Here is a 22,195-nt window from a genome sequence, read left to right on the forward strand (position 1 = left end):
GCGTGTCCTCGCAAGGAATAAAAAACTGCGCCGAGTCTAATCAGCTGCCCACGCCCACGGCAGCACTATCAAACTAGCGGTGAAGGCTTCATCCAAATGAGTGATTAACACCCCACGCCACCTATCACTCGAATGGATAAACAACCATTCGTTGCCTGGGCAAATCTTGCTCATCGCGGTCGTACGGGCTATCAACAGTCTTTCCGCTCAGTGAGTACCCGCCATGACTGCCCCACTCAATCGTCAGTTCCTGCTTGCCCAACGCCCCGTTGGCCTGCCCAGCCGCGAAACCTTCAGTTATGTAGAAACCAGCGTCGGCGAACCCGGCCCCGGACAAATTCTGGTGAAAAACGCCTACCTGTCGCTGGATCCGGCCATGCGTGGCTGGATGAATGATGCCAAATCCTATATTCCACCCGTCGGTATTGGCGAAGTCATGCGCGCCCTCGGCGTGGGTGAAGTTGTCGCCTCGCAGCACCCGGGCTTTGCCGTGGGTGACCATGTCAACGGCGCACTCGGTGTGCAGGATTACTTCCTCGGTGAGCCCAAGGGCTTCTACAAGGTCGACCCCAAGCGCGCGCCCTTGCCACTGTACCTGTCGGCGCTGGGCATGACGGGCATGACCGCCTATTTCGCCCTGCTCGATGTGGGCGCGCCGAAGGCCGGTGAAACTGTAGTGATCTCCGGTGCAGCCGGCGCCGTGGGCAGCGTGGCCGGGCAAATCGCCAAGCTCAAAGGTTGCCGCGTCGTCGGCATTGCTGGTGGCGCCGACAAGTGCAAATTTCTGATCGATGAGTTGGGCTTCGATGGCGCCATCGATTACAAAAATGAAGAGGTGATCGCCGGCCTCAAGCGCGAATGCCCGAAAGGCGTGGACGTGTATTTCGACAACGTCGGCGGCGACATTCTCGATGCAGTGCTTACCCGCCTGGCCTTCAAGGCGCGAGTAATCATTTGTGGCGCGATCAGCCAGTACAACAACAAGCAGGCGGTCAAAGGCCCGGCCAATTACCTCAACCTGCTGGTCAACAGCGCGCGCATGGAAGGCATGGTGGTGATGACCTATGCCCCACGCTTTGCCGAAGCGGCGGCGGAGATGGGCGGCTGGCTGGCCAGCGGCCAATTGAAGTCCAAGGAAGACATTGTCAGCGGTCTGCAAACCTTCCCGGAAACCCTGCTCAAGCTGTTTAGCGGCGAGAACTTCGGCAAGCTGGTGTTGAAAGTCGACTAACTGGCCGGCTTAAACAGCAAGGACTTTAGCCGTGCCCCCACAAGGTCGCGACTAAAGCCTTTGCATCAATTAGGCGCCGCAATGTCTGCGCCTAACCCGCCCTACCGGGTTAAGCCCGGTGACGACGCACTTCAATAATGTTTGGCAGGCGCGAGATACGTCCCAGTAGCCGCCCCAATGCATCCAACCCCGGAATTTCAACCGTGATGGACATCGAAGCGGTGTTGTCCTCTTTGTTCGAGCGGGTATTAAGCGCCAGCACATTGAGCTTTTCGTTGAGCAGCATCTGAGTCACGTCACGCAGTAGACCGGCGCGGTCATAGGCGCGAATGATGATGTCCACCGGGTAGGTTTGTACCGGCACCGGCCCCCAACCAACCTGGATGATCCGCTCCGGCTCACGCCCGGCCAGTTGCAGCACCGAGGCACAATCCTGGCGGTGGATACTCACCCCACGACCGAGGGTGATATAGCCGACAATTGGATCGCCGGGCAGCGGCTGGCAGCAACCCGCCATCTGCGTAAGCAGATTACCCACGCCCTGAATCTGGATATCACCACGCTTGCCGGGTTTGAAACCCAACGCCTTACGCGGGATCAGCTCTAACTGCTCGTTGACCCGATCGGGTTCAACCAGTTGCTGCGCCAGGTTGACCAATTGCGCCAGGCGCAAATCGCCCGCACCGAGCGACGCGAAAAGATCCTCACTGGTCTTCATATTGGCCTTGTCCGCCAATTTTTCGAAGTCTACGTGCGGCAGCGCCAGGCGCAGCAGTTCGCGCTCGAGCTGGGTTTTACCCGCCGCCACGTTCTGATCACGGTCTTGCAGTTTGAACCAGTGAACAATCTTCGCCCGCGCCCGCGAGGTGGTGATGTAACCGAGGTTGGAGTTCAACCAGTCGCGGCTCGGCGTGCCGTGCTTACTGGTGATGATCTCCACCTGCTCGCCGGTTTGCAGGCTGTAGTTGAGCGGCACAATGCGCCCGTTAATCTTCGCACCGCGGCAGTTATGGCCGATTTCGGTGTGCACCCGATAGGCAAAATCCAACGGCGTCGCGCCCTTGGGCAGGTCGATGGCGTGACCGTCCGGGGTGAACACGTAAACCCGGTCCGGCTCGATATCCACCCGCAGCTGTTCAGCCAGACCGCCGATATCGCCGAGTTCCTCATGCCATTCGAGCACCTGACGCAGCCAGGAAATCTTCTCCTCGTAATGGTTGGAGCCGGCCTTAACGTCAGTGCCCTTGTAGCGCCAGTGCGCGCACACCCCCAGCTCGGCTTCCTCGTGCATGGCCTGGGTGCGGATCTGCACCTCCAGCACCTTGCCCTCTGGGCCAAGCACGGCCGTGTGCAGCGAGCGGTAGCCGTTCTCTTTGGGGTTGGCGATGTAGTCGTCAAATTCCTTGGGAATATGCCGCCACAAGGTGTGCACGATACCCAGCGCGGTGTAGCAATCACGCACTTCAGGCACCAGCACCCGCACTGCGCGCACGTCATAAATCTGGTTGAACTGCAGCCCTTTGCGCTGCATTTTCCGCCAGATCGAATAAATATGTTTCACCCGGCCACTGATGTCGGCCTTGATTCCGGTGGTATCCAGCTCGCCACGCAGCTGGCCCATCACTTCATTGATGTAGTGCTCGCGGTCTAGGCGGCGCTCGTGCAGCAGCTTGGCGATCTGCTTGTACTGCTCGGGTTCCAGGTAGCGGAATGACAGGTCTTCGAGCTCCCACTTGATATGCCCGATACCTAAACGGTGGGCCAGGGGGGCGTAAATGTCGAAGACCTCGCGGGCCACACGCTGACGCTTCTCGTCGTCGGCCTCTTTCACCGCACGGATCGCGCAGGTGCGCTCGGCGAGTTTGATCAGCGCCACGCGCACATCATCAACCATCGCCACGAGCATCTTGCGCAGGTTTTCCACCTGGCCCTGGGAGCCCAGCACCAGGGAGTCACGCGGGTTCATCGAGGCGCTGATAGCAGCCATGCGCAGCACGCCTTCGACCAGCTTGGCCACCACCGGGCCGAAACGCTGATGGACCAGCGCTAACGGCACCTTGCCCTCACGCACGCAGCGGTAAATCACGGCAGCGACCAGGGAGTCCTGGTCGAGTTTGAGATCGGCGAGAATTTCGGCGATCTCCAGGCCGGCGCGGAAGCTCGACGCGCCCTCCGTCCATAAATTCTTCGCAGCATTGGCCTGCTGCTCAGCCGCGCGGGCGAACTCACACGCCTCACGCAGGGCGTCGCGATCCAACGCGGGGTCGACACTCAGTACATGTTCGAGCCATACCTCAAGATTGATACTGCCGTCATCGTTGATCGGCTGATGCGCTCTGACCTGAACCATCTTGCTTACCTTCCCTACAGTGCGTGATGTGCACACCGAACAGTCGCCAGCCTTCTATGGGCTGGTCGGTTTAACCACTTAAGGCGCAATCCCTGTGCACCCCTGCTGCATCGAAAGCGGTAAAGGCCATTGGGCCTATCACCCTCTCTCGCTGCGTCTATCTACGGCTTAACAAACAGTGCCATGGCTTCAACATGGGCGGTTTGCGGAAACATATCGAGGACACCGACCCGTTCGAGCTGATAGCCCTGCGCCAGTAATTCAGCGCTGTCACGGGCCAAGGTCGCCGGGTTACACGATACATACAACACCCGTTTAGCGCCCAGCGCGGCTATCTGCTTAACCACCTGTAACGCCCCATCGCGCGGAGGGTCCAGCAGCACGGCGGCGAACCCGCCCTGCGCCCAGCTAGCCTCGGCCAGCGGGTTGGACAGGTCGGCCTGGAAAAAGTGCGCGTTGCCCAGGTTATTCCTTTGGGCATTCAACGCGGCGCGCTCAACCATGGTCTGCACGCCCTCTACCGCCACCAGTTCACGCACCCGCTGGGCCAGCGGCAAGGCGAAATTACCCAGCCCGCAAAAAAGATCCAGCACCCGCTCATCGGCCTGCGGCGCGAGCCATTCCAGCGCCTGCGCAACCATGGCGTCGTTAACCGGCTGATTGACCTGCACAAAGTCCCCAGGCCGATAGGCCAGGTTGAGGTCGTAAGCGTCCAGGCGATAACTCAGTTGCTCCTGAGGATCCAACGGCTGCGGCTCTGCACTGCCCTGTAACCACAGCTGAGCCGCCTGCGCGGTGCAAAATGCCTGTAAGCGGTCGAGGTCAGCTTCACTCAGCGCTGCGGTATGCCGCACCAGCACAGCACTGCTGCTGCCACTGAACAACTCAACATGACCAATCGCCTGGGGTTTATCCAATTCACGCAATACCTGAGGTAACGCGCGCATGATCGGTTGCAAAGGCTGTACCAGTACCGGGCAGTCACTAATCGCGATGATGTCCTGACTGGCTGCGGCGCGGAAACCAACGTCCAAACGCTTAGCCTTGTTGTCCCAACGCACGGCAATCCGCGCGCGGCGGCGATACGCCAGCTCAGGACCGACCAGCGGGGCGGACCATTCACGCGGCTCAAGGTTGGCCAGACGACTCAGCTGCTCGGCGAGCATGCGCTGTTTCAGGGCAAGCTGATCGGCATGGGGCATATGCTGCACGCTGCAGCCGCCACAGACCTTGGCATGGGCGCAGGCCTCGCTGCGCCGCTTGGCGCTGGCGCTGAGAATCCGCTCAGTGCGTGCCTCAACCACCTTACCGTGGGCACCCAACACACGCGCCTCAATCTGCTCACCGGCCAACGCGCCGCTGACAAACCAGGTGCGGCCCTCGACAAAGCCGATACCACGGCCATCGTTAGCCAGGCGCTCGATGGCCAGCTTCTGTTTCTTGCCCACCGGCACCTGCGGCGCACGGGAACCACCGCTGGGTTGAAAGCGTAGACCGCCGTCTTTCTTAGCCATCAGTTACTCGGTTCGGCGTAAATGCCACTGGACAGGTAACGGTCACCACGGTCGCAGATAATTGCCACCATCACCGCATTCTCGACTTCTTGCGACAAGCGCAGCATGGCCGCCACCGAACCGCCGGAAGATACTCCGCAGAAGATGCCTTCTTCGCGCGCCAGCCGGCGCATCACGTCTTCGGCCTCCTGCTGGCCCATGTCGATAATGCGATCAACCCGCTCAGCCTGATAAATACTCGGCAGATACTCCTGCGGCCAGCGGCGGATACCCGGAATCGACGCGCCTTCCATCGGCTGCAGGCCGACGATCTGCACCTCAGGCTTCTGTTCTTTCAAGAAGCGCGACACCCCCATGATGGTGCCGGTGGTGCCCATGGAGCTGATGAAATGGGTGATCTGCCCGCCCGTTTGCTGCCAGATTTCCGGGCCAGTGCTGGTGTAGTGGGCAATCGGGTTATCGCCATTGGCGAACTGATCGAGCACCTTACCCTTGCCCTCGGCCTGCATCTGCAAGGCCAGATCGCGGGCCTCTTCCATACCACTGACCAGAATCAACTGCGCGCCATAGGCCGTCATCGCCGCCTTGCGTTCGGCGGTGGAGTTGTCCGGCATGATCAGCACCATCCGGTAACCCTTGATCGCCGCGGCCATGGCCAGGGCAATGCCGGTATTGCCACTGGTGGCTTCGATCAGCACATCACCGGGGGTGATATCACCACGCTGCTCGGCGCGGCTAATCATCGACAAGGCCGGGCGGTCTTTTACCGAGCCCGCCGGATTGTTGCCTTCAAGTTTCAGCAGCAAGGTATTGCTGGTGTTACCCGGCAAACGTTGCAGGCGAACCAGTGGGGTGTTGCCGACGCAATCGGCGATGGTTGGGTAATGCAGGCTCATGGCGAACAAGATGATCCAGAAGCGAAGAAGGTCCTCATGATACCGGCAAACCATCCTCGGCTATATAACCGACCCGCTTTGCACGACAGCATTTGCCATGAGAGCGGGCGCAACCGCTAAACTGCCGCGACGTCAGTACAGGAGGCAGCGCGTGATAACGGATTTAGGCATCAAAGGCCGGGTGCTCATGCTCACCCTACTGCCCACCAGCCTGTTGGCACTGGTGCTCGGCGGCTATTTCACCTGGATGCAGTTGTCCGGTTTGCAGGAGCAGTTGCTGCAGCGCGGGCAGATGATCATCGAGCAACTCGCGCCCCTCGCCGCCCCCGCCCTGCAAAGCGGCGACGCCGAGCTGCTGCAGCGCATCGCCAGCCAGGCACTCGAACAGCCTGACGTGCGCGCCGTAAGCTTCCTCAGCGCCGATCGTAACGCCCTCGCCCATGCGGGACCGCGCATGCTCAACCCCTCGCCAGCGACGGGTAAGCAACAACTTGCACAAAACAGCAACCAGAACGCGACACGCTTTCTTCTGCCGGTGTATGAGCAGCACCTGAGCCTGACTGGCAAGGCCGCCAGCAACCTTGGCACCCAGTTGCTCGGCTGGGTCGAGCTGGAACTCTCGCATCACAGCACCCTGATCATCGGCTACCGCAGCCTGCTCGCCAGCCTGCTGTTGATTGCCGCCGGCCTGATGGTCACCGCCCTGCTTGCCGTGCGCATGAGCCACACCATCAACGAACCACTGCGGCGGATCAAACACGGCGTCGCCCAGCTCAAGGACGGCCGCCTGGAAACCCGTTTGCCGCCACTCGGCAGCCATGAACTGGACGAGCTGGCGTCGGGCATCAACCGCATGGCCGAATCCCTGCAGAACGCCCAGGAAGAACTGCAACACAGTGTCGACCAGGCCACCGAGGATGTGCGGCAGAACCTGGAAACCATCGAAATTCAGAACATCGAATTGGACTTAGCGCGCAAAGAGGCCCTGGAGGCCAGCCGGATCAAATCTGAATTCCTGGCCAACATGAGCCATGAAATCCGCACACCGCTTAACGGCATCCTCGGCTTCACCAACCTGCTGCAAAAAAGCGAGCTGACCCCGCGCCAGCAGGACTACCTGGGCACCATCGAAAAATCCGCCGACAGCCTGCTGGCAATCATCAACGAGATCCTCGATTTCTCTAAAATCGAGGCCGGCAAGCTGGTCCTGGAAAATATCCCGTTCAACCTGCGTGATCTGCTCCAGGAAAGCCTGACCATTCTCGCCCCCGCCGCCCACGCCAAGCAGCTGGAGTTGCTCAGCCTGGTCTATCGCGACACGCCGCTGTCGCTAATCGGCGACCCGCTGCGGCTCAAGCAGGTGCTGACCAACCTGGTGAGCAACGCGATCAAATTCACCCGCGCCGGCAGCATTGTGATCCGCGCCATGCTCGAAGACGAAAGCGCCGACCGTGCCCAGCTGCGCATCAGCGTGCAGGACACCGGCATCGGCCTCTCCGATGACGACTTGCGTGAATTGTTCCAGGCGTTCAGCCAGGCCGACAATTCACTCAGTCGCCAGGCCGGTGGCACAGGCTTGGGCCTGGTGATTTCCAAACGTCTAATCGAGCAAATGGGCGGTGAGATCGGTGTCGACAGCACCCCCGAGGAAGGCTCCGAATTCTGGATCACCCTAAGCCTGCCCATGGCCCGTGATGATGCCGAAGACCAGCCTCGTCCACCGCTGCTCGGGCACCGCGTGGCCGCACTGGAAAGCCACGACCTGGCCCGCCAGGCCCTGCAGCATCAGCTGGAAGACTGTGGCCTGCAGGTCAGTAGTTTTGACAGCCTCGACAGCTTGCTCAGCGCGGTGGCCGAAGCCCGACATAGCGCTCAACCGATTGAGTTGGCGGTGCTCGGCGTCAGTACTCAGACCCTGCCGCCAGAGCGCCTTGACCAGCGTATCTGGGAGCTTGAGCGACTGGCCTGCAAAACCTTGCTGCTCTGCCCGACCACTGAGCAGTCGCTCTACCACAGCTTTTTGCCGGATGCGTACAGCCAGCTGCAAGCTAAACCCGCCTGCACACGCAAGCTGCAACGCGGCCTGACCGAGCTGATTAGCCCGAGGCAGAACCGTACTGACTACAAACATACTGCGCCCAGTCGACCGCCACTGATTCTCTGCGTCGACGACAACCCAGCGAACCTGCTGCTGGTGCAAACCCTGCTGGACGATATGGGCGCGCAGGTCAGCATCGCCAACAGCGGCTATGAAGCCGTGGAAAAAGCCGCTGAACAGACCTTCGACCTGATTTTTATGGACGTACAAATGCCCGGCATGGACGGCCGCCAGGCCACCGAAGCAATTCGCCTGCAAGAAAACGAGCGCGGCCAGCCCCCGGTCGTGATTGTCGCGCTGACCGCCCACGCCCTGGCCAACGAAAAGCGTGCCCTGCTGCAAAGCGGGCTAGATGACTACCTGACCAAACCCATCAGTGAACGCCAATTAGCCCAGGTGGTGCTCAAATGGACCGGCCTGGCCCTGCGCAGCCAGAGCAGCGAGCACAGCGAAATCAGTGCGACACATAACAACCTCAGCGTACTGGATGCCGAAGAAGGCCTGCGCCTGGCTGCTGGTAAAGCAGATCTGGCCGCCGACATGCTGAGCATGCTGCTGGCAGGGTTGCCGGGTGATCGCCAAGCCATTCGCCAAGCCCGCGACAGCGGCGAACGCAACAGTTTGATTGAGCGCGTACACCGCCTGCACGGGGCCACTCGCTATTGCGGCGTGCCGCAACTGCGCGCCGCCTGCCAACGCAGTGAAACACTACTGAAACAGAACGATCCAGCCGCCCAACAAGCGCTGGATCAACTGGAGGCCGCCATCGACCGGCTGGCTCAGCATTCACAGCTCAGCGCCTGAATCAGGCAGATCCAATCCACAAGCCGAGGAACTCCATGCGCATCATTCTGTTTAGCAGCAAGCCCTATGACCAACAGAGCTTTGACGCCGCGGGATTCCCTGCCGACTGGCAATTGAGCTTTCAGGAAGCCCATCTGCGTCAGGACAGCGCTGGTCTGGCCGCCGGTTACGAGGTGGTGTGCGCCTTTATCAATGACGACCTCAGTGCTGAGGTATTGCAGCAACTCGCGGCAGGCGGCACCCGGCTAATTGCCCTGCGCTCGGCCGGCTACAACCATGTTGACCTACACGCCGCACACGCCCTCGGCCTCGCCGTGGTACGGGTGCCTGCCTACTCACCGCATGCCGTTGCCGAGCATGCGCTGGCATTGATCATGACCCTCAACCGCCGCACACACCGCGCCTTCAACCGTACCCGCGAAGGTGACTTCTCCCTGCACGGGCTAACCGGCTTCGACTTGCATGGCAAACACGTTGGCATCATCGGCGCTGGGCAAATAGGCCTGAGCTTTGCGCGGATCATGGCCGGCTTCGGCTGCTCCCTATTGATCCATGACCCGTACCCGATTGCCGACCTACCCGCTGGCGCGCGGCAAGTCGAATTGGAGCAACTGCTCGAAGACAGCGACATCATCAGCCTGCACTGCCCGCTCAACACCGCCACTCACCACCTGATCGACGCCGCGCGCTTACAACAAATGAAGCCTGGCGCCATGTTGATCAATACCGGGCGCGGGGCCTTGATCGATACACCAGCCTTGATTGGCGCGCTGAAAAGCGGGCAACTGGGCTATCTGGGCCTGGATGTCTATGAAGAAGAGGCCGAGCTGTTCTTTGAGGATCACTCGCAGCAACCGCTGCAGGATGATGTATTGGCGCGCCTGCTGAGTTTCCCCAATGTGCTGATTACCGCGCATCAGGCTTTTCTCACCCACGAAGCGTTGGCGGCGATTGCCGGCACCACCCGCGACAATATCGCCGCCTGGCTGAGCGGAGCGCCAATCAATCAGCTACTTCCTGCCGCGTGATAGCATCGCGCATACATTTGGAGGATCCATGGCTGAACACGATTTTCGCTACAACTTGCTCAACCCCGAGCACACCCTGATCGAATGCCGCGCACTGGCACCCGGCCGCTATCAGGTCACCGGCAATGGCGGCTCGATCCAGAGCGGCGACACCCTGCTGGTCACCCTCAAAGGCAGCCGCGAGCTGTCCATGCGCCTGCACGCTGACAAGGTTCGCCACCTGATCAACCCACGCGGCCAGTGGGTGGCCGTGGCCACCGGCCCGGCTTTCGGCGAGCTGGCCATCTTCAATTGGCAGGTCAATTGCGACAGCTGCAATGCACAACTGGATTTCGAGTTCGCGGTCGATGCCACGCTCGGCAAAAAAGCCCAGGCGCCCGCCGCCGAAGCACGGATCAAAGAGCTCGGTTGGCTGTCGAAGAACGCCAAGCACCTATGTCCGAAGTGCATCAACAAGGAGGCTTCATGAACCGCACACTAGCCATTAGCCTACTGGCTGCAAGCCTTGCAGGCTGCGCCACATCCGCGCCGCAACTGGAAACCGAACAGACCTACCAAGTGGAATGGATCGGCGAACGCCCGCTGATCGACAACAGCCACTTAACCATCACCCTGGGTGATGATGGACGCGCCTACGGTAACGCCGGCTGCAACCACTGGTTTGCTGGCTACACGCTACAAGGCGATAAGCTCAGCTTCAGTGCTGCCGGCAGCACGCGCAAAATGTGCGCGCCGGCCCTGATGGAGCAGGAAGCGCGCTTTCTCGAGAGCCTGAGCACGGTGCAGCGCTGGGACTTCTCGCCCACTGAGCAGCTGCGTCTCTGGCCCGCACAAGGCAAGCCACTGCGCCTCTGGCCGGAAAGTAACTAAGCACACACCCGAAGGGTCGCTGCCATCCATGGCAGGCCATAAAAAGGGAGCCCTAGGGCTCCCTTTTTCGTTGCGGCTAAAACTCAGTGGATGATCTGGCTGAGGAACAGCTTGGTGCGCTCGTTCTGCGGGTTGGTGAAGAAGGCGTTGGGCTCGTTTTGTTCAACGATCTCGCCTTTGTCGAGGAATATCACGCGGTTCGCCACGGTGCGGGCAAAGCCCATTTCGTGGGTGACACAGAGCATGGTCATGCCGTCTTCTGCCAGGCCGACCATGGTGTCGAGGACTTCTTTAACCATTTCTGGATCAAGGGCAGAGGTCGGCTCGTCGAACAACATGATCTTCGGTTTCATGCACAGTGCACGGGCAATCGCCACGCGCTGCTGCTGACCACCGGAGAGTTGCCCTGGGTACTTGTGCGCCTGCTCCGGAATGCGCACGCGCTCCAGGTAGTGCATGGCCACTTCTTCAGCTTCGCGCTTGGGCATCTTGCGCACCCACATAGGTGCCAGGGTGCAGTTCTGCAGCACGGTTAGGTGCGGGAACAGGTTGAAGTGCTGGAACACCATGCCCACTTCACGGCGCACCGCTTCGATGTGCTTGAGGTCGTGAGTCAACTCTGTGCCATCGATGATGATGCGACCCTGCTGATGCTCTTCCAAACGATTGAGGCAGCGAATCGCGGTCGATTTGCCAGAACCGGACGGGCCACACAGGACGATGCGCTCGCCCTGCTGCACGCTCAGGTTGATGTCCTTAAGCACATGGAACTGGCCGTACCACTTGTGTACACCCTCCATGAGGATCATCGGCTCAGCGCTGGTTTGTTTAATTGCTTCAGGCATTGAAAGGTCTCCTAACGCTTATGGCCGGTGTCCAGCTTGCGCTCCAGGTGTTGGGAGTAGCGGGACATACCAAAACAGAAAATCCAGAAAATTAGCGCTGCAAACACATAGCCTTCAGTGGCCATGCCCAGCCAAGCCGGATCGGTGGTGGCTTGCTTGATGCTGTTGAGCAAATCGAACAGACCGATGATGATCACCAGGCTGGTGTCCTTGAACAGCGCAATAAAGGTGTTAACGATGCCAGGGATCACCAGCTTCAAGGCTTGCGGCAGAATCACCAGGCCCATCATCCGCCAGTAGCCCAGGCCCATGGCCGCAGCGGCCTCGTATTGGCCCTTGGGAATCGCCTGCAGACCACCGCGCACCACTTCGGCGATGTAGGCCGACTGGAACAGAATCACCCCGATCAATGCCCTCATCAGCTTGTCGAAGCTCAAGCCCTCAGGCAGGAACAGCGGCAGCATCACCGAAGACATAAACAGCACGGTAATCAACGGTACGCCGCGCCAAAACTCGATAAAGGTTACGCAGATAACCCGGATGGCCGGCATATCCGAACGTCGCCCCAGCGCCAGCACGATGCCCAGCGGCAAGGCACCGGCAATACCCACAGCGGCAATCACCAGGGTCAACATCAAGCCACCCCAGCGGCTGGTCGACACCGTCGACAGGCCGAAAAAGCCGCCGTGCAGCAACCAATAAGCCAGCAGCGGATAGACCACCAGGAAAACCAGGCCGTAGATGGCTTTGCGTGGCATTTGTGGAATGAACAGCGGTGCGGCACCAATCACCGCCAACCACAGGGTCAGGTCAACGCGCCAGCGCAGTTCGGTCGGGTAAAAGCCGTACATAAACTGGCCGAAGCGCTGCTGCACAAACACCCAGCAGGCACCGCCGCTGGTGCAATCGGCGCGGGTAGTACCGGTCCAGTCAGCATCGATCAAGGCCCACTGAATCAGCGGCGGAATAATCAACCAGACCAGATAAACCGCGAACAGCGTCAGCAGCGTATTGAACCAGCTGGAAAACAGGTTGGCGCGCAGCCAACCGACCACACCAACGCTGAGCGCGGGTGGCGGTAGATCAGGTTTGAAGGTATGGGTTTGCATGGCTGCTCCTTACCGCTCGATCAGCGCAATGCGCTTGTTGTACCAGTTCATCAGCATGGAAATGCTGATACTGATTGCCAGGTACACGCTCATGGTGATGGCAATCACCTCAATAGCCTGACCGGTCTGGTTGAGTACCGTTCCGGCAAACAGCGAGACCATGTCCGGATAACCGATACCGGCGGCCAGCGAGGAGTTCTTCGCCAGGTTCAGGTACTGGCTGGTGAGCGGCGGAATGATCACGCGCAGCGCCTGCGGAATGATCACCAGACGCAAGGTCTTGCCGGCAGGCAGGCCCAGGGAGCGGGCGGCTTCAGTTTGCCCGTGGCTGACCGCCATGATCCCGGAACGTACGTTCTCGGCGATAAAGGCAGCGGTGTAGATGGTCAACGCCAGGGTCAGCGCCATCAGTTCTGGGATCAGCACCCAGCCACCACGGAAGTTGAAACCGCTCAGCTCCGGCACACTCCACTGCAGCGGGTTACCGCCCAGCAGGATGGCCAGCCCTGGCAAGCCGATCAACAGTGGAATCACCCCCAGCGACACCGGAAACAGCTTGCCGGTGGCCTCAAAACGCGCCTTCGACCAACGCGACAACAGCACCACACCGATGATCGCGATAATCACCGCACCCGCAAACAGACCGAAGTTGTCTGCAGGGCTTGGCGCCGGCATATACAAGCCACGGCTGTTGAGGAAAAACGTCTCACCCACGCCCATGCTTTGCCGCGGCCCCGGTAGGGCGAGCATCACGGCGAAGTACCAGAAGAAGATTTGCAGCAGCGGCGGGATGTTACGGAAGATCTCGATGTACACGGTTGCCAGCTTGCTGATCAACCAGTTCGGCGACAGACGCGCCACACCCAATAGGAAACCCAACAGCGTCGCCAGGACAATACCAATCACCGACACCAACAAGGTGTTGAGAAGGCCCACCACGAAAACACGCCCATAGGAGTTGCTTTCGTCGTAGTCGATCAGGTGTTGGGCAATACCGAAGCCGGCACTGTTATTGAGAAAGGAAAAACCAGAGGTGATCCCGCGTTTCTCAAGGTTGGTCTGGGTGTTGTCAAACAGGAACCAGCCGAGCGCCACAACGGCGATAACGGCAATAATTTGAAATAGCCAAGCGCGGGCCTTGGGGTCGGTCCAGACCGATCCACCAGGGCGCGGGGCATTTGCAGTGGTTTGCATAGGAGCCCTCTTGGAACCCTATGCCCGCATCGGCGGGCAAAGGGTTCACATCAATCAGAACAATGCCGGCCACTCAGGGCGAGTGGCCGGCAACAGACGGTCAGCGCACCGGCGGTGCGTACTGCAGACCACCCTTGTTCCACAGGGCGTTGAGGCCACGTTCGATTTTCAGCTGGCTGCCAACACCGACGTTACGCTCGAAGCTTTCGCCGTAGTTACCGACTTGCTTGACGATCTGTACGGCCCAGTCCTTCGGCAATTTCAGGTCTTTACCAAACTCACCTTCAGCACCGAGCAGACGTGCTACGTCAGGGTTTTTGGTGGATTTGGCTTGCTCTTCAACGTTAGCCGAGGTGATGCCCAGCTCTTCAGCGTTGACCATCGCGTACAGCGACCAGCGCACGATGTCGAACCACTCTTCATCACCCTGGCGTACAACCGGGCCCAGCGGCTCTTTCGAGATCACTTCCGGCAGCACCACGTAGGAGTCCGGATCAGCCAATTTGATGCGCTGCGCATACAGCTGCGACTGGTCGGAGGTCAGTACGTCGCAACGGCCGGCTTCAACCGATTTAGCGCTCTCGTCGGAGGTGTCGTAAGTGATGGGGGTGTACTTCAGGCCATTGGCGCGGAAGTAGTCGGAGAGGTTCAGCTCGGTGGTGGTACCGGCCTGGATGCAGACAGTTGCACCGTCAAGTTCCTTGGCGCTGGAAACACCCAGTTTTTTGTTAACCAGGAAGCCTTGACCGTCGTAGTAGTTAACGCCGGCAAAGTTCAGACCCAGGCCGGAATCGCGGGAGCTGGTCCAGGTGGTGTTACGTGAAAGAATATCGACTTCGCCAGACTGCAACGCGGTGAAGCGCTCTTTGGCGGTCAGTGGGCTGTACTTGACCTTGGTCGCATCACCGAATACTGCAGCAGCGACTGCGCGGCATACATCGACGTCGAGGCCCATGTAATTGCCTTTCTCGTCGGCGTAGGAGAAACCAGGCAGACCATCACTGATGCCGCACTGAACAAAACCTTTCTTCTGGATTGCGTCCAAAGTAGCGCCAGCTTGAGCAAAACTGCTAACGCCGAGAACCGCGGCGGTGGTCAGTACTGCCAATGTGGATTTCACCATCTTCATTAAAACCTCCAGTTGCTTTTGTTGTGTTTGGAGTCTCGGTTCTTCCACCGTACCCTTGTGGGGCTCGTTGACTGTGTCGGCAGCAACACACTCAACCGGGGGTAAAACCATGGCTTGAGTCTAGTTGCCGATTGCTCCAGCGGCCATAAACTCTTACCGGCTCATTGTTTGAATGAGCAAGAGACAGGTAGCAAGTGACATGTCGCACAGCCTGCAGCGCCTAGTGAACCCATGAAGCCCCTTAGGGCGACTCGGTTTCCGCACCCCGTTGGGCGGCACTGTTACCACGACCAGGCAGCAGCATCAGCCTCTAGGGTTTATAGCAAGGGCCGTACCAGCCTCGCCGACCAAGCCCCAAACAGGCAGTACAAGAGCAAAACTTTCACCCTGGCGACATCTTCTTTCCATAATCACCACCTCCTATTTTTCACTTCGCACTAAATCAGTGCGATCGCACCACAGCGGAGCTTCAGATGACCGAACCCTTGATTCTTCAGCCCACACTTGCCGCAGACGCGTGCGTCATTTGGTTGCACGGCCTCGGTGCCGACCGTTACGACTTCATGCCTGTCGCCGAAGCCTTGCAACAGCGCCTGCACACTACCCGCTTCGTTCTGCCGCAAGCGCCAACGCAGTCGGTGACGATTAATGGTGGCTACGCCATGCCCAGTTGGTACGACATCCTGGCCATGAGCCCAGCCCGTGCGATCAATCGCGAGCAGCTGGAAGCGTCAGCCCAACAGGTTATCGAGTTGATTGAGGCGCAACGCGACAGTGGCATTGACCCGGCGCGCATCGTCCTCGCCGGCTTCTCCCAGGGGGGCGCAGTGGTCCTGCACACCGCCTTCTTGCGCTGGCAATTCGCCTTAGGCGGAGTTATTGCGCTATCGACCTACGCGCCAACCTTTAGCGACGAGATCAGCCTCGCAGATACAAAAAGACAACTGCCGGTCCTGTGTTTGCATGGCACATTCGACGACATCGTACTGCCGGCCATGGGCCGCGCAGCCCATGACTACCTGAGCGCCTCCGGCGTCAGCGTGCAATGGCGCGATTACCCGATGGGCCACGAAGTGGTGAACGAGGAAATCCGCGATATTGCTGATTGGCTGGAGCAACGCTTAGGCAATTGAGCCTAAGAGTGAGAACGCCTATGCCGGACATCCCTGCGATCAAGACCTTGCGCGACATCCGCCAGATCGAGCAAACCCCACTGGCCGAGCGCGACCTGCCGACCAGCACCTACGAGCTGATCCGCCGCAGCGCAGCACGGCAGATGGATGCACCGGCCCTGTCTTTTATCCTCCAGGGCACGGCTGATGAGGTGGCTTACCGCCTCACCTACGGGCAATTGCTGGGCAAGATCACCCAGACCGCTAACGCCTTTCATCGCCTGGGCCTGCGCCCAGGTAAGGCCGTGTCGTTTCTGCTGCCCAACCTGCCGCAGACCCACTTCACCATCTGGGGTGGCGAGGCCGCCGGGATTGTTAACGCGATCAACCCACTGCTCGACCCGGAGCATATCGCCGAGCTGATCCAGGCCTCCGACTCAGAATTACTGGTCACCCTCGCCCCCTTCCCGGGTACCGACCTGTGGGCCAAAGTTGCAGGTCTGCGCGAGCAGCTGCCAGCGCTCAAGGCGATTATCTGCGTGGACATGGCCAACTTGCTGCCCGAGCCGCAACGCAGCGCCGTCAAGGCGCAGCGCGGGCCTTTGCCCGACGGGGTACTGGATTTCGATGAGCTGATCGCCAGCTGCCCGGATGACCACCTGGAAAGTGGCCGCGTCATTGCGCCGGATGACATTGCCAGCTACTTCCATACCGGCGGCACCACGGGCACACCGAAACTGGCCCCGCATAGCCACGGCAACGAAGTCGCCATGGCGTACAGCATGAACCTGGTAACCCGCTTCGCGCCCGGAGATGTCACGCTCTGTGGCCTGCCGCTGTTCCACGTTAATGGGGTGATTGTCACCGGCCTAACCGCCTTTATCGGCGGCGCCGAGGTGCTGCTGGCCACGCCGCAGGGGTATCGCAACCCCGCGTTAATCAGCAATTTCTGGAAAATCATCGAACGCCACGAGGTTAGTTTCTTCAGCGGTGTTCCGACTATTTATGCCGGCCTTCTCCAGGTGCCGAGCGAAGGCCATGACCTCAGCTCGCTGAAATATGCCCTGTGCGGTGCCGCACCGATGCCGGTGGAACTCATACGCCAATTCGAGAGCAAAACCGGGCTGACCCTGATTGAAGGCTACGGCCTAACCGAGGGCACTTGCGGTAGCTGTGCCAACCCACCCATCGGCGAGCGCCGCCCAGGCTCCATTGGCCTGCCGATGCCATATTGCGACGTGACGATCAAGGTGCTCGATGAACAAGGCGTCTATTTAAGGGACGCCGCGCCCAATGAAATTGGCAACCTGTGCATCCGTGGCGCGACGGTGTTCAACGGTTACCTGCAAAGCAGCAAGAATGCCGGCATCTGGGTCGACGGTAACTGGTTCAATACGGGCGACCTGGGCCGAATAGATGCTGATGGCTACATCTGGCTGACCGGCCGCAGCAAGGACCTGATCATCCGCGGCGGCCACAACATCGACCCGCAGATGATCGAAGAAGCGCTGCACAAGCACCCTGCCGTGGCCATGGCAGCGGCGGTCGGCAAGCCTGACGAAAAGGCCGGCGAGCTGCCCGTGGTGTATGTGCAGCTCAAGCCCGGCTCGCACGCCAACGAAGCCGAGCTGCTAGCGCATGCCGCCCTGCACATCCCGGAACGCGCGGCGATCCCCAAGGACGCCTGGATCATCGAGAGCATTCCGCTGACCGCCGTGGGTAAAACCTTCAAGCCGGCGCTGCGCTTCGACGCCATTGCGCGCGTCTACCAGGCGGCATTGCTGGAGCTGGATCAGCGCTTGCGCGTTGAAGTCCTCAGCGATGACAAACGCGGTCAAGTCGCCCACATCCACCTGCCCGCCGGGCACGCCACTCTGGCAGCGGCCATCACTCAGCGTCTGGCCGGATTTGCAGTGGCCATAGAGCTGCATCCGGCCGACTAAGCAATAGGTCAGCGCCAGGATTGCGCTGAAGTTGTGACCGACCATTCAACTTCAGTACCACTGGTCGCACCAGGGCACGACAAGGATTGTCAGCTCACAGGCGGCGGAATATGGTCGTACTTGGTAATCGTCCTAAAAGCAGGGAGCGTTAGCGATGCCCCGTCCACCGAACACACCGTTGCACTTGTTGGCCAGATGAAACACGCCCATTGGCAGGCCGACCTGCAACAGCTGCGCCGTCTGCGTTTGTTCAATAACGTTGCTGCCAGCAGCATCGACCTTCTACTCAAAGACTTCCGGGCCTGCGACCTGGAAGCGGGTGATGTGCTGCTCTCGCCCGCCCATCGCAACCAATACCTCTACCTGCTGCTCAAAGGCCAACTCAAGGTCTACCTGGGTTCACTCGATAGCCAGGCTGTCAGCACCCTGGTCGTTGGCGACTGTGCGGGGGAAATCAGCTTTATCGACAACGAACACCCGTCGGCCTTTGTCGTCGCAACCGAGCCCTGCTGCGTGCTGCGCCTGCACCGTGAATCGCTGTTCAACTTATTCCAGCAATCGCCCACGCTCATGCAAAACCTGTTGGAATTACTCTGCGAGCGCGTGCGCCAAGGCAACCGGATCATTCTCGACAGTGAACAAACCGCCAATATCGATGCCCTGACCGGTGCCTATAACCGGCGCTGGCTGGAACACATCTTCGAGCGCGAAAGCACCCGCTGCGCCTTCAACCGCAAGCCCCTGTGCATCCTGATGCTGGATGTTGATCACTTCAAAGCCTACAACGACCAGCACGGTCATCTGGCCGGTGATTATGCGCTGTGCCTACTAACCAATACCCTGCGCAACCAATTACGCCCCATGGACAGCCTGACCCGCTTCGGCGGTGAAGAATTCCTCATTCTGCTGCCGGAAGTCAGTGCTGAAGAGGCCCGCAGCATTGGTGAGCGGATGCGTATAGCCCTGCACCAGATCAGTTCCTTCCACTCGCCGATTGGCGTGCTGCCAGGTGTGACAGTGTCTATTGGCCTGGCGCAGATGCAGCCAAATGATAGCCTACAAGGCCTTATATCCCGCGCCGACAGCGCGCTGTATCAGGCCAAGCAGCAAGGTCGCGACTGCCTCTGCGGCTAATCCTACGAGCATCATCGCGTCGACTGTGCCAGGCTTTTAGCTCCCACAGCGGCGCGGTCGCCATCCATCACACTTACTCGCCATGCTTGCTAAAGTGCTGCGCATAACAACAACGCCGGATGGCTCCTGACTATGCGCAAAACCATGCTTATTATCTTGGTTCTTATACTGATCGCTGCTGCCAGCGTGTTGGCCCTGCCATCCTTGCTTGACCGCAAGATGAACAGCGTCGAGTCCCCAGCGCCTTACCCCGCCAGCGAACCGGCCAAGCAACTGCATAAACAGTTGTTTATCGCCGACCTGCACGACGATGCCTTGCTCTGGGAGCGCGATCTGCTCAAACGCTATGACTTTGGCCACTCCGACCTGCCACGCATGCTTGAAGGCCACGTCGGTTTACAGGTGTTCTCCACCGTCACCAAAACGCCCCGCGGCCTCAATTACGAGCGCAACAGTGCTGACAGCGACAACATCACCCTGCTGGCCATGGCCCAACGCTGGCCTCGGGAAACCTGGAACAGCCTGCTGCAACGGGCACTCTACCAGGCGCACAAGCTCAACCAAGCCAGCCTCCACAGCGATGGCCGCCTGGTACTGATCAAGAACCGCAACGACTTGGCTAGTTTTATCAGCGCCTGGCAACAAGACCCGCAACGCGTGGCGGCCATCCTCGCCACCGAAGGATTACAGCCGATCGAAGGTCAGCTGGAGAACGTCGATGTACTCTATGAAGCCGGCTTTCGTATCGCGGGCCTCACTCACTTTTTCGATAACGAAGTCGGCGGCTCCGCCCATGGCCTAGAAAAAGGCGGCCTTACGCCGCTGGGCCGCCAAGTGATAAAGCGCCTGGAAGCGAAGGCCATGCTGATCGACCTGGCCCACGCCTCTCGCCCACTCATCGATGACGTACTCGGCATGGCGACGCGCCCAGTGCTGGTCTCGCACACAGGCGTCGAAGGCACCTGCAAAGGCACCCGCAACCTGAGCGACAAACACCTGAAGGCCATCGCCGCCACCGGCGGAGTAATCGGCATCGGTTACTGGGATGCGGCTGTCTGCGCCACCTCGGTCGAAGCCATCGTTAACGCCATTCGCTATACCGTCGACACGATTGGCGTCGAGCATGTGGCGCTGGGGTCGGACTTCAATGGCACCATCCATGCGCCCTTCGACGTTACCGGCTTGCCGCAATTAACCGAAGGCCTGCTTAAGGCTGGCTTCAGCCATACCGAGATTGCCGCCATCATGGGCGGCAATGTACAGCGCTTGCTACTCAGCAGTCTGCCAGCCAACTGAAATCTCTAATGGCCTGCTAAAAGATGCGATCTGGCGCGGCACTTCGCCGCGCCGGCTTCTTGCATTACACTGGCGGCTGTTCACTCCTTAACCAATTGATGAGATGACCGTGCTCAAAGCACTTAAGAAAATGTTCGGCAAGGCCGAGGGCGAGCAATCCAGCCCAATAACAACAACGCCTGTAACGCCCAGCACACCACGCGTCCAGCCTGACGCCACTGCTGAAAAACCCAGCCCCAGCGCTGCACCACGCGAGAGTAAAAGCGTGGAAAAACCGTTACCGAGCAAGGCAAAACCGGTGAAACCGCGCCGCGAACGCGCAGCCAAACCAGTCGACACATGGAAACTGGAAGACTTCGCCGTAGCCCCGGCCGAAGGCAAAACCCGCTTTCATGATTTCAAGCTCGCCCCCGAGCTGATGCACGCCATCCATGACCTTGGCTTCCCTTACTGCACGCCGATCCAGGCGCAAGTGCTGGGCTACACGCTCAACGGCCGCGACGCCATTGGCCGCGCCCAAACCGGTACGGGCAAGACGGCTGCTTTCCTGGTCTCGATCATCACCCAGCTGCTGCAAACGCCCCCGCCAAAAGAGCGCTACATGGGTGAGCCGCGGGCGCTGATCATCGCGCCGACGCGTGAGCTGGTGGTGCAGATTGCCAAAGACGCCGCCGACTTGACCAAGTACACCGGCCTCAATGTGATGAGTTTTGTCGGCGGCATGGACTTCGACAAGCAACTCAAGCTGCTTGAGTCGCGCTTCTGCGACATTTTGGTGGCCACACCGGGGCGCTTGCTCGACTTCAACCAGCGCGGTGAAGTTCACCTCGATATGGTCGAAGTGATGGTGCTGGACGAAGCCGACCGCATGCTCGACATGGGTTTTATCCCGCAAGTACGCCAGATCATCCGCCAGACCCCGCCGAAGGGCGAACGCCAAACGCTGCTATTCTCCGCGACCTTCACCGAAGACGTGATGAACCTGGCCAAACAGTGGACCACCGACCCAGCGATCGTCGAGATCGAGCCGGAAAACGTCGCCAGCGACACGGTCGAGCAGCACGTCTATGCCGTAGCCGGTAGTGACAAATACAAGCTGTTGTACAACCTGATCAGCCAGAACGACTGGATCCGCGTGATGGTCTTCGCCAACCGCAAGGACGAAGTACGCCGCATCGAAGAGCGCCTGACCCGCGACGGCATCAGTGCCGTGCAAATGTCCGGTGACGTGCCGCAGCACAAACGCATCCGCGCACTGGAAGGCTTCCGTGAAGGCAAGATTCGCGTCATGGTCGCCACCGACGTCGCTGGCCGCGGCATCCACGTTGATGCGATTAGCCACGTAATCAACTTCACCCTGCCGGAAACGCCAGACGACTACGTACACCGTATCGGTCGTACCGGCCGCGCCGGCACCAGCGGGACGTCCATCAGCTTTGCCGGCGAAGACGACGCCTACGCCCTGCCCGCCATTGAGGCGCTGCTAGGCCGCAAGATCGCCTGCGAAATGCCGCCTGACGAGCTGCTTAAGCCGGTACCGCGCAAGAACTGATCGGCGCGTAACAAAAAGGCGAAGCCCCAGGGCTTCGCCTTTTTTATATCCGGTGTTTTGTACAGGCTGGCTATTTTCCGTCTACAGAGT

Annotated in this window: 17 protein-coding genes; 10 read left to right on the plus strand and 7 right to left on the minus strand. The window is 59.8% G+C overall.

The genetic code is table 11. The annotated features are described in order from the left end of the window. Positions 1–223: 223 nt before the first annotated feature. Positions 224–1,231 carry an NADP-dependent oxidoreductase gene (locus SOP97_RS00270; protein WP_322947569.1) on the plus strand — a complete coding sequence of 336 codons (1,008 nt, stop codon included), beginning with the start codon at positions 224–226 and terminating at the stop codon, positions 1,229–1,231. 109 nt (positions 1,232–1,340) lie between these two features. Here the strand turns inward: SOP97_RS00270 and relA are convergent, their stop codons facing one another. The 3 genes from relA to cysM all read right to left on the minus strand — a co-directional run bounded on the left by relA (position 1,341) and on the right by cysM (position 5,991). Then, entirely contained in the window at positions 1,341–3,581 is a 2,241-nt protein-coding gene (gene relA / locus SOP97_RS00275) for a GTP diphosphokinase (protein ID WP_274088408.1), read from the minus strand. A gap of 161 nt (positions 3,582–3,742) precedes the next feature. Further along, the gene (gene rlmD, locus SOP97_RS00280) at positions 3,743–5,095 is read right to left on the minus strand and encodes a 23S rRNA (uracil(1939)-C(5))-methyltransferase RlmD (RefSeq protein ID WP_322947571.1); all 1,353 of its coding nucleotides are present in this window, start codon (positions 5,093–5,095) and stop codon (positions 3,743–3,745) included. Next, positions 5,095–5,991 (minus strand): cysteine synthase CysM, encoded by an 897-nt coding sequence (cysM, locus tag SOP97_RS00285; RefSeq protein WP_274088410.1) that lies wholly within the window; start codon positions 5,989–5,991, stop codon positions 5,095–5,097. Before cysM ends, rlmD begins: the two co-directional genes overlap by 1 nt. A 151-nt stretch (positions 5,992–6,142) precedes the next feature. Between cysM and SOP97_RS00290 the strand changes: the two genes are divergently transcribed. The 4 genes from SOP97_RS00290 to SOP97_RS00305 are packed head-to-tail and all read left to right on the plus strand — an operon-like array spanning position 6,143 to position 10,791. Then, positions 6,143–8,893, plus strand: coding sequence for an ATP-binding protein (locus SOP97_RS00290; protein ID WP_322947573.1), 2,751 nt, complete (start codon positions 6,143–6,145; stop codon positions 8,891–8,893). 35 nt (positions 8,894–8,928) lie between these two features. Continuing rightward, positions 8,929–9,921: a 2-hydroxyacid dehydrogenase gene (locus SOP97_RS00295; RefSeq protein ID WP_322947575.1), complete on the plus strand. Its 993-nt coding sequence runs from the start codon at positions 8,929–8,931 to the stop codon at positions 9,919–9,921. Positions 9,922–9,949: 28 nt separating this feature from the next. After that, positions 9,950–10,390 (plus strand): hypothetical protein, encoded by a 441-nt coding sequence (locus SOP97_RS00300; protein WP_274088413.1) that lies wholly within the window; start codon positions 9,950–9,952, stop codon positions 10,388–10,390. Beyond that, positions 10,387–10,791 carry an META domain-containing protein gene (locus SOP97_RS00305; RefSeq protein ID WP_274088414.1) on the plus strand — a complete coding sequence of 135 codons (405 nt, stop codon included), beginning with the start codon at positions 10,387–10,389 and terminating at the stop codon, positions 10,789–10,791. Before SOP97_RS00300 ends, SOP97_RS00305 begins: the two co-directional genes overlap by 4 nt. A gap of 83 nt (positions 10,792–10,874) precedes the next feature. Here SOP97_RS00305 and SOP97_RS00310 read toward each other — a convergent pair whose 3' ends face one another. From SOP97_RS00310 to SOP97_RS00325, 4 genes are all read right to left on the minus strand, one after another. Continuing rightward, on the minus strand, positions 10,875–11,636 hold the full coding sequence (locus SOP97_RS00310; RefSeq protein WP_274088415.1) for an amino acid ABC transporter ATP-binding protein: 762 nt from the start codon (positions 11,634–11,636) through the stop codon (positions 10,875–10,877). Positions 11,637–11,647: 11 nt separating this feature from the next. Further along, on the minus strand, positions 11,648–12,745 hold the full coding sequence (locus SOP97_RS00315) for an amino acid ABC transporter permease (RefSeq protein ID WP_274088416.1): 1,098 nt from the start codon (positions 12,743–12,745) through the stop codon (positions 11,648–11,650). A gap of 9 nt (positions 12,746–12,754) precedes the next feature. Continuing rightward, positions 12,755–13,939 carry an amino acid ABC transporter permease gene (locus SOP97_RS00320; RefSeq protein WP_322947581.1) on the minus strand — a complete coding sequence of 395 codons (1,185 nt, stop codon included), beginning with the start codon at positions 13,937–13,939 and terminating at the stop codon, positions 12,755–12,757. Between the two features lie 100 nt (positions 13,940–14,039). Then, entirely contained in the window at positions 14,040–15,068 is a 1,029-nt protein-coding gene (locus SOP97_RS00325; protein WP_274088418.1) for an amino acid ABC transporter substrate-binding protein, read from the minus strand. Positions 15,069–15,541: 473 nt separating this feature from the next. Here SOP97_RS00325 and SOP97_RS00330 point away from each other — a divergent pair, with 473 nt between their 5' ends. The 5 genes from SOP97_RS00330 (at position 15,542) to rhlB (ending at position 22,105) form a co-directional block, all read left to right on the plus strand. Beyond that, positions 15,542–16,201, plus strand: coding sequence for an alpha/beta hydrolase (locus SOP97_RS00330; RefSeq protein ID WP_274088419.1), 660 nt, complete (start codon positions 15,542–15,544; stop codon positions 16,199–16,201). Positions 16,202–16,221: 20 nt separating this feature from the next. Then, positions 16,222–18,123: an acyl-CoA synthetase gene (locus SOP97_RS00335; protein WP_322947584.1), complete on the plus strand. Its 1,902-nt coding sequence runs from the start codon at positions 16,222–16,224 to the stop codon at positions 18,121–18,123. Positions 18,124–18,318: 195 nt separating this feature from the next. Then, a complete protein-coding gene (locus tag SOP97_RS00340; RefSeq protein ID WP_322947586.1) occupies positions 18,319–19,257 on the plus strand; it encodes a GGDEF domain-containing protein in 939 nt (312 codons plus the stop codon). 132 nt (positions 19,258–19,389) lie between these two features. After that, positions 19,390–20,553, plus strand: a complete 1,164-nt coding sequence (locus SOP97_RS00345; RefSeq protein ID WP_322947588.1) for a dipeptidase — start codon at positions 19,390–19,392, stop codon at positions 20,551–20,553. Positions 20,554–20,662: 109 nt separating this feature from the next. Further along, positions 20,663–22,105 (plus strand): ATP-dependent RNA helicase RhlB, encoded by a 1,443-nt coding sequence (gene rhlB / locus SOP97_RS00350; protein ID WP_274088423.1) that lies wholly within the window; start codon positions 20,663–20,665, stop codon positions 22,103–22,105. Positions 22,106–22,195 lie beyond the last annotated feature (90 nt).

This window comes from Pseudomonas spirodelae, assembly GCF_034653255.1.
GTDB classification, from domain to species: Bacteria; Pseudomonadota; Gammaproteobacteria; order Pseudomonadales; family Pseudomonadaceae; genus Aquipseudomonas; species Aquipseudomonas spirodelae.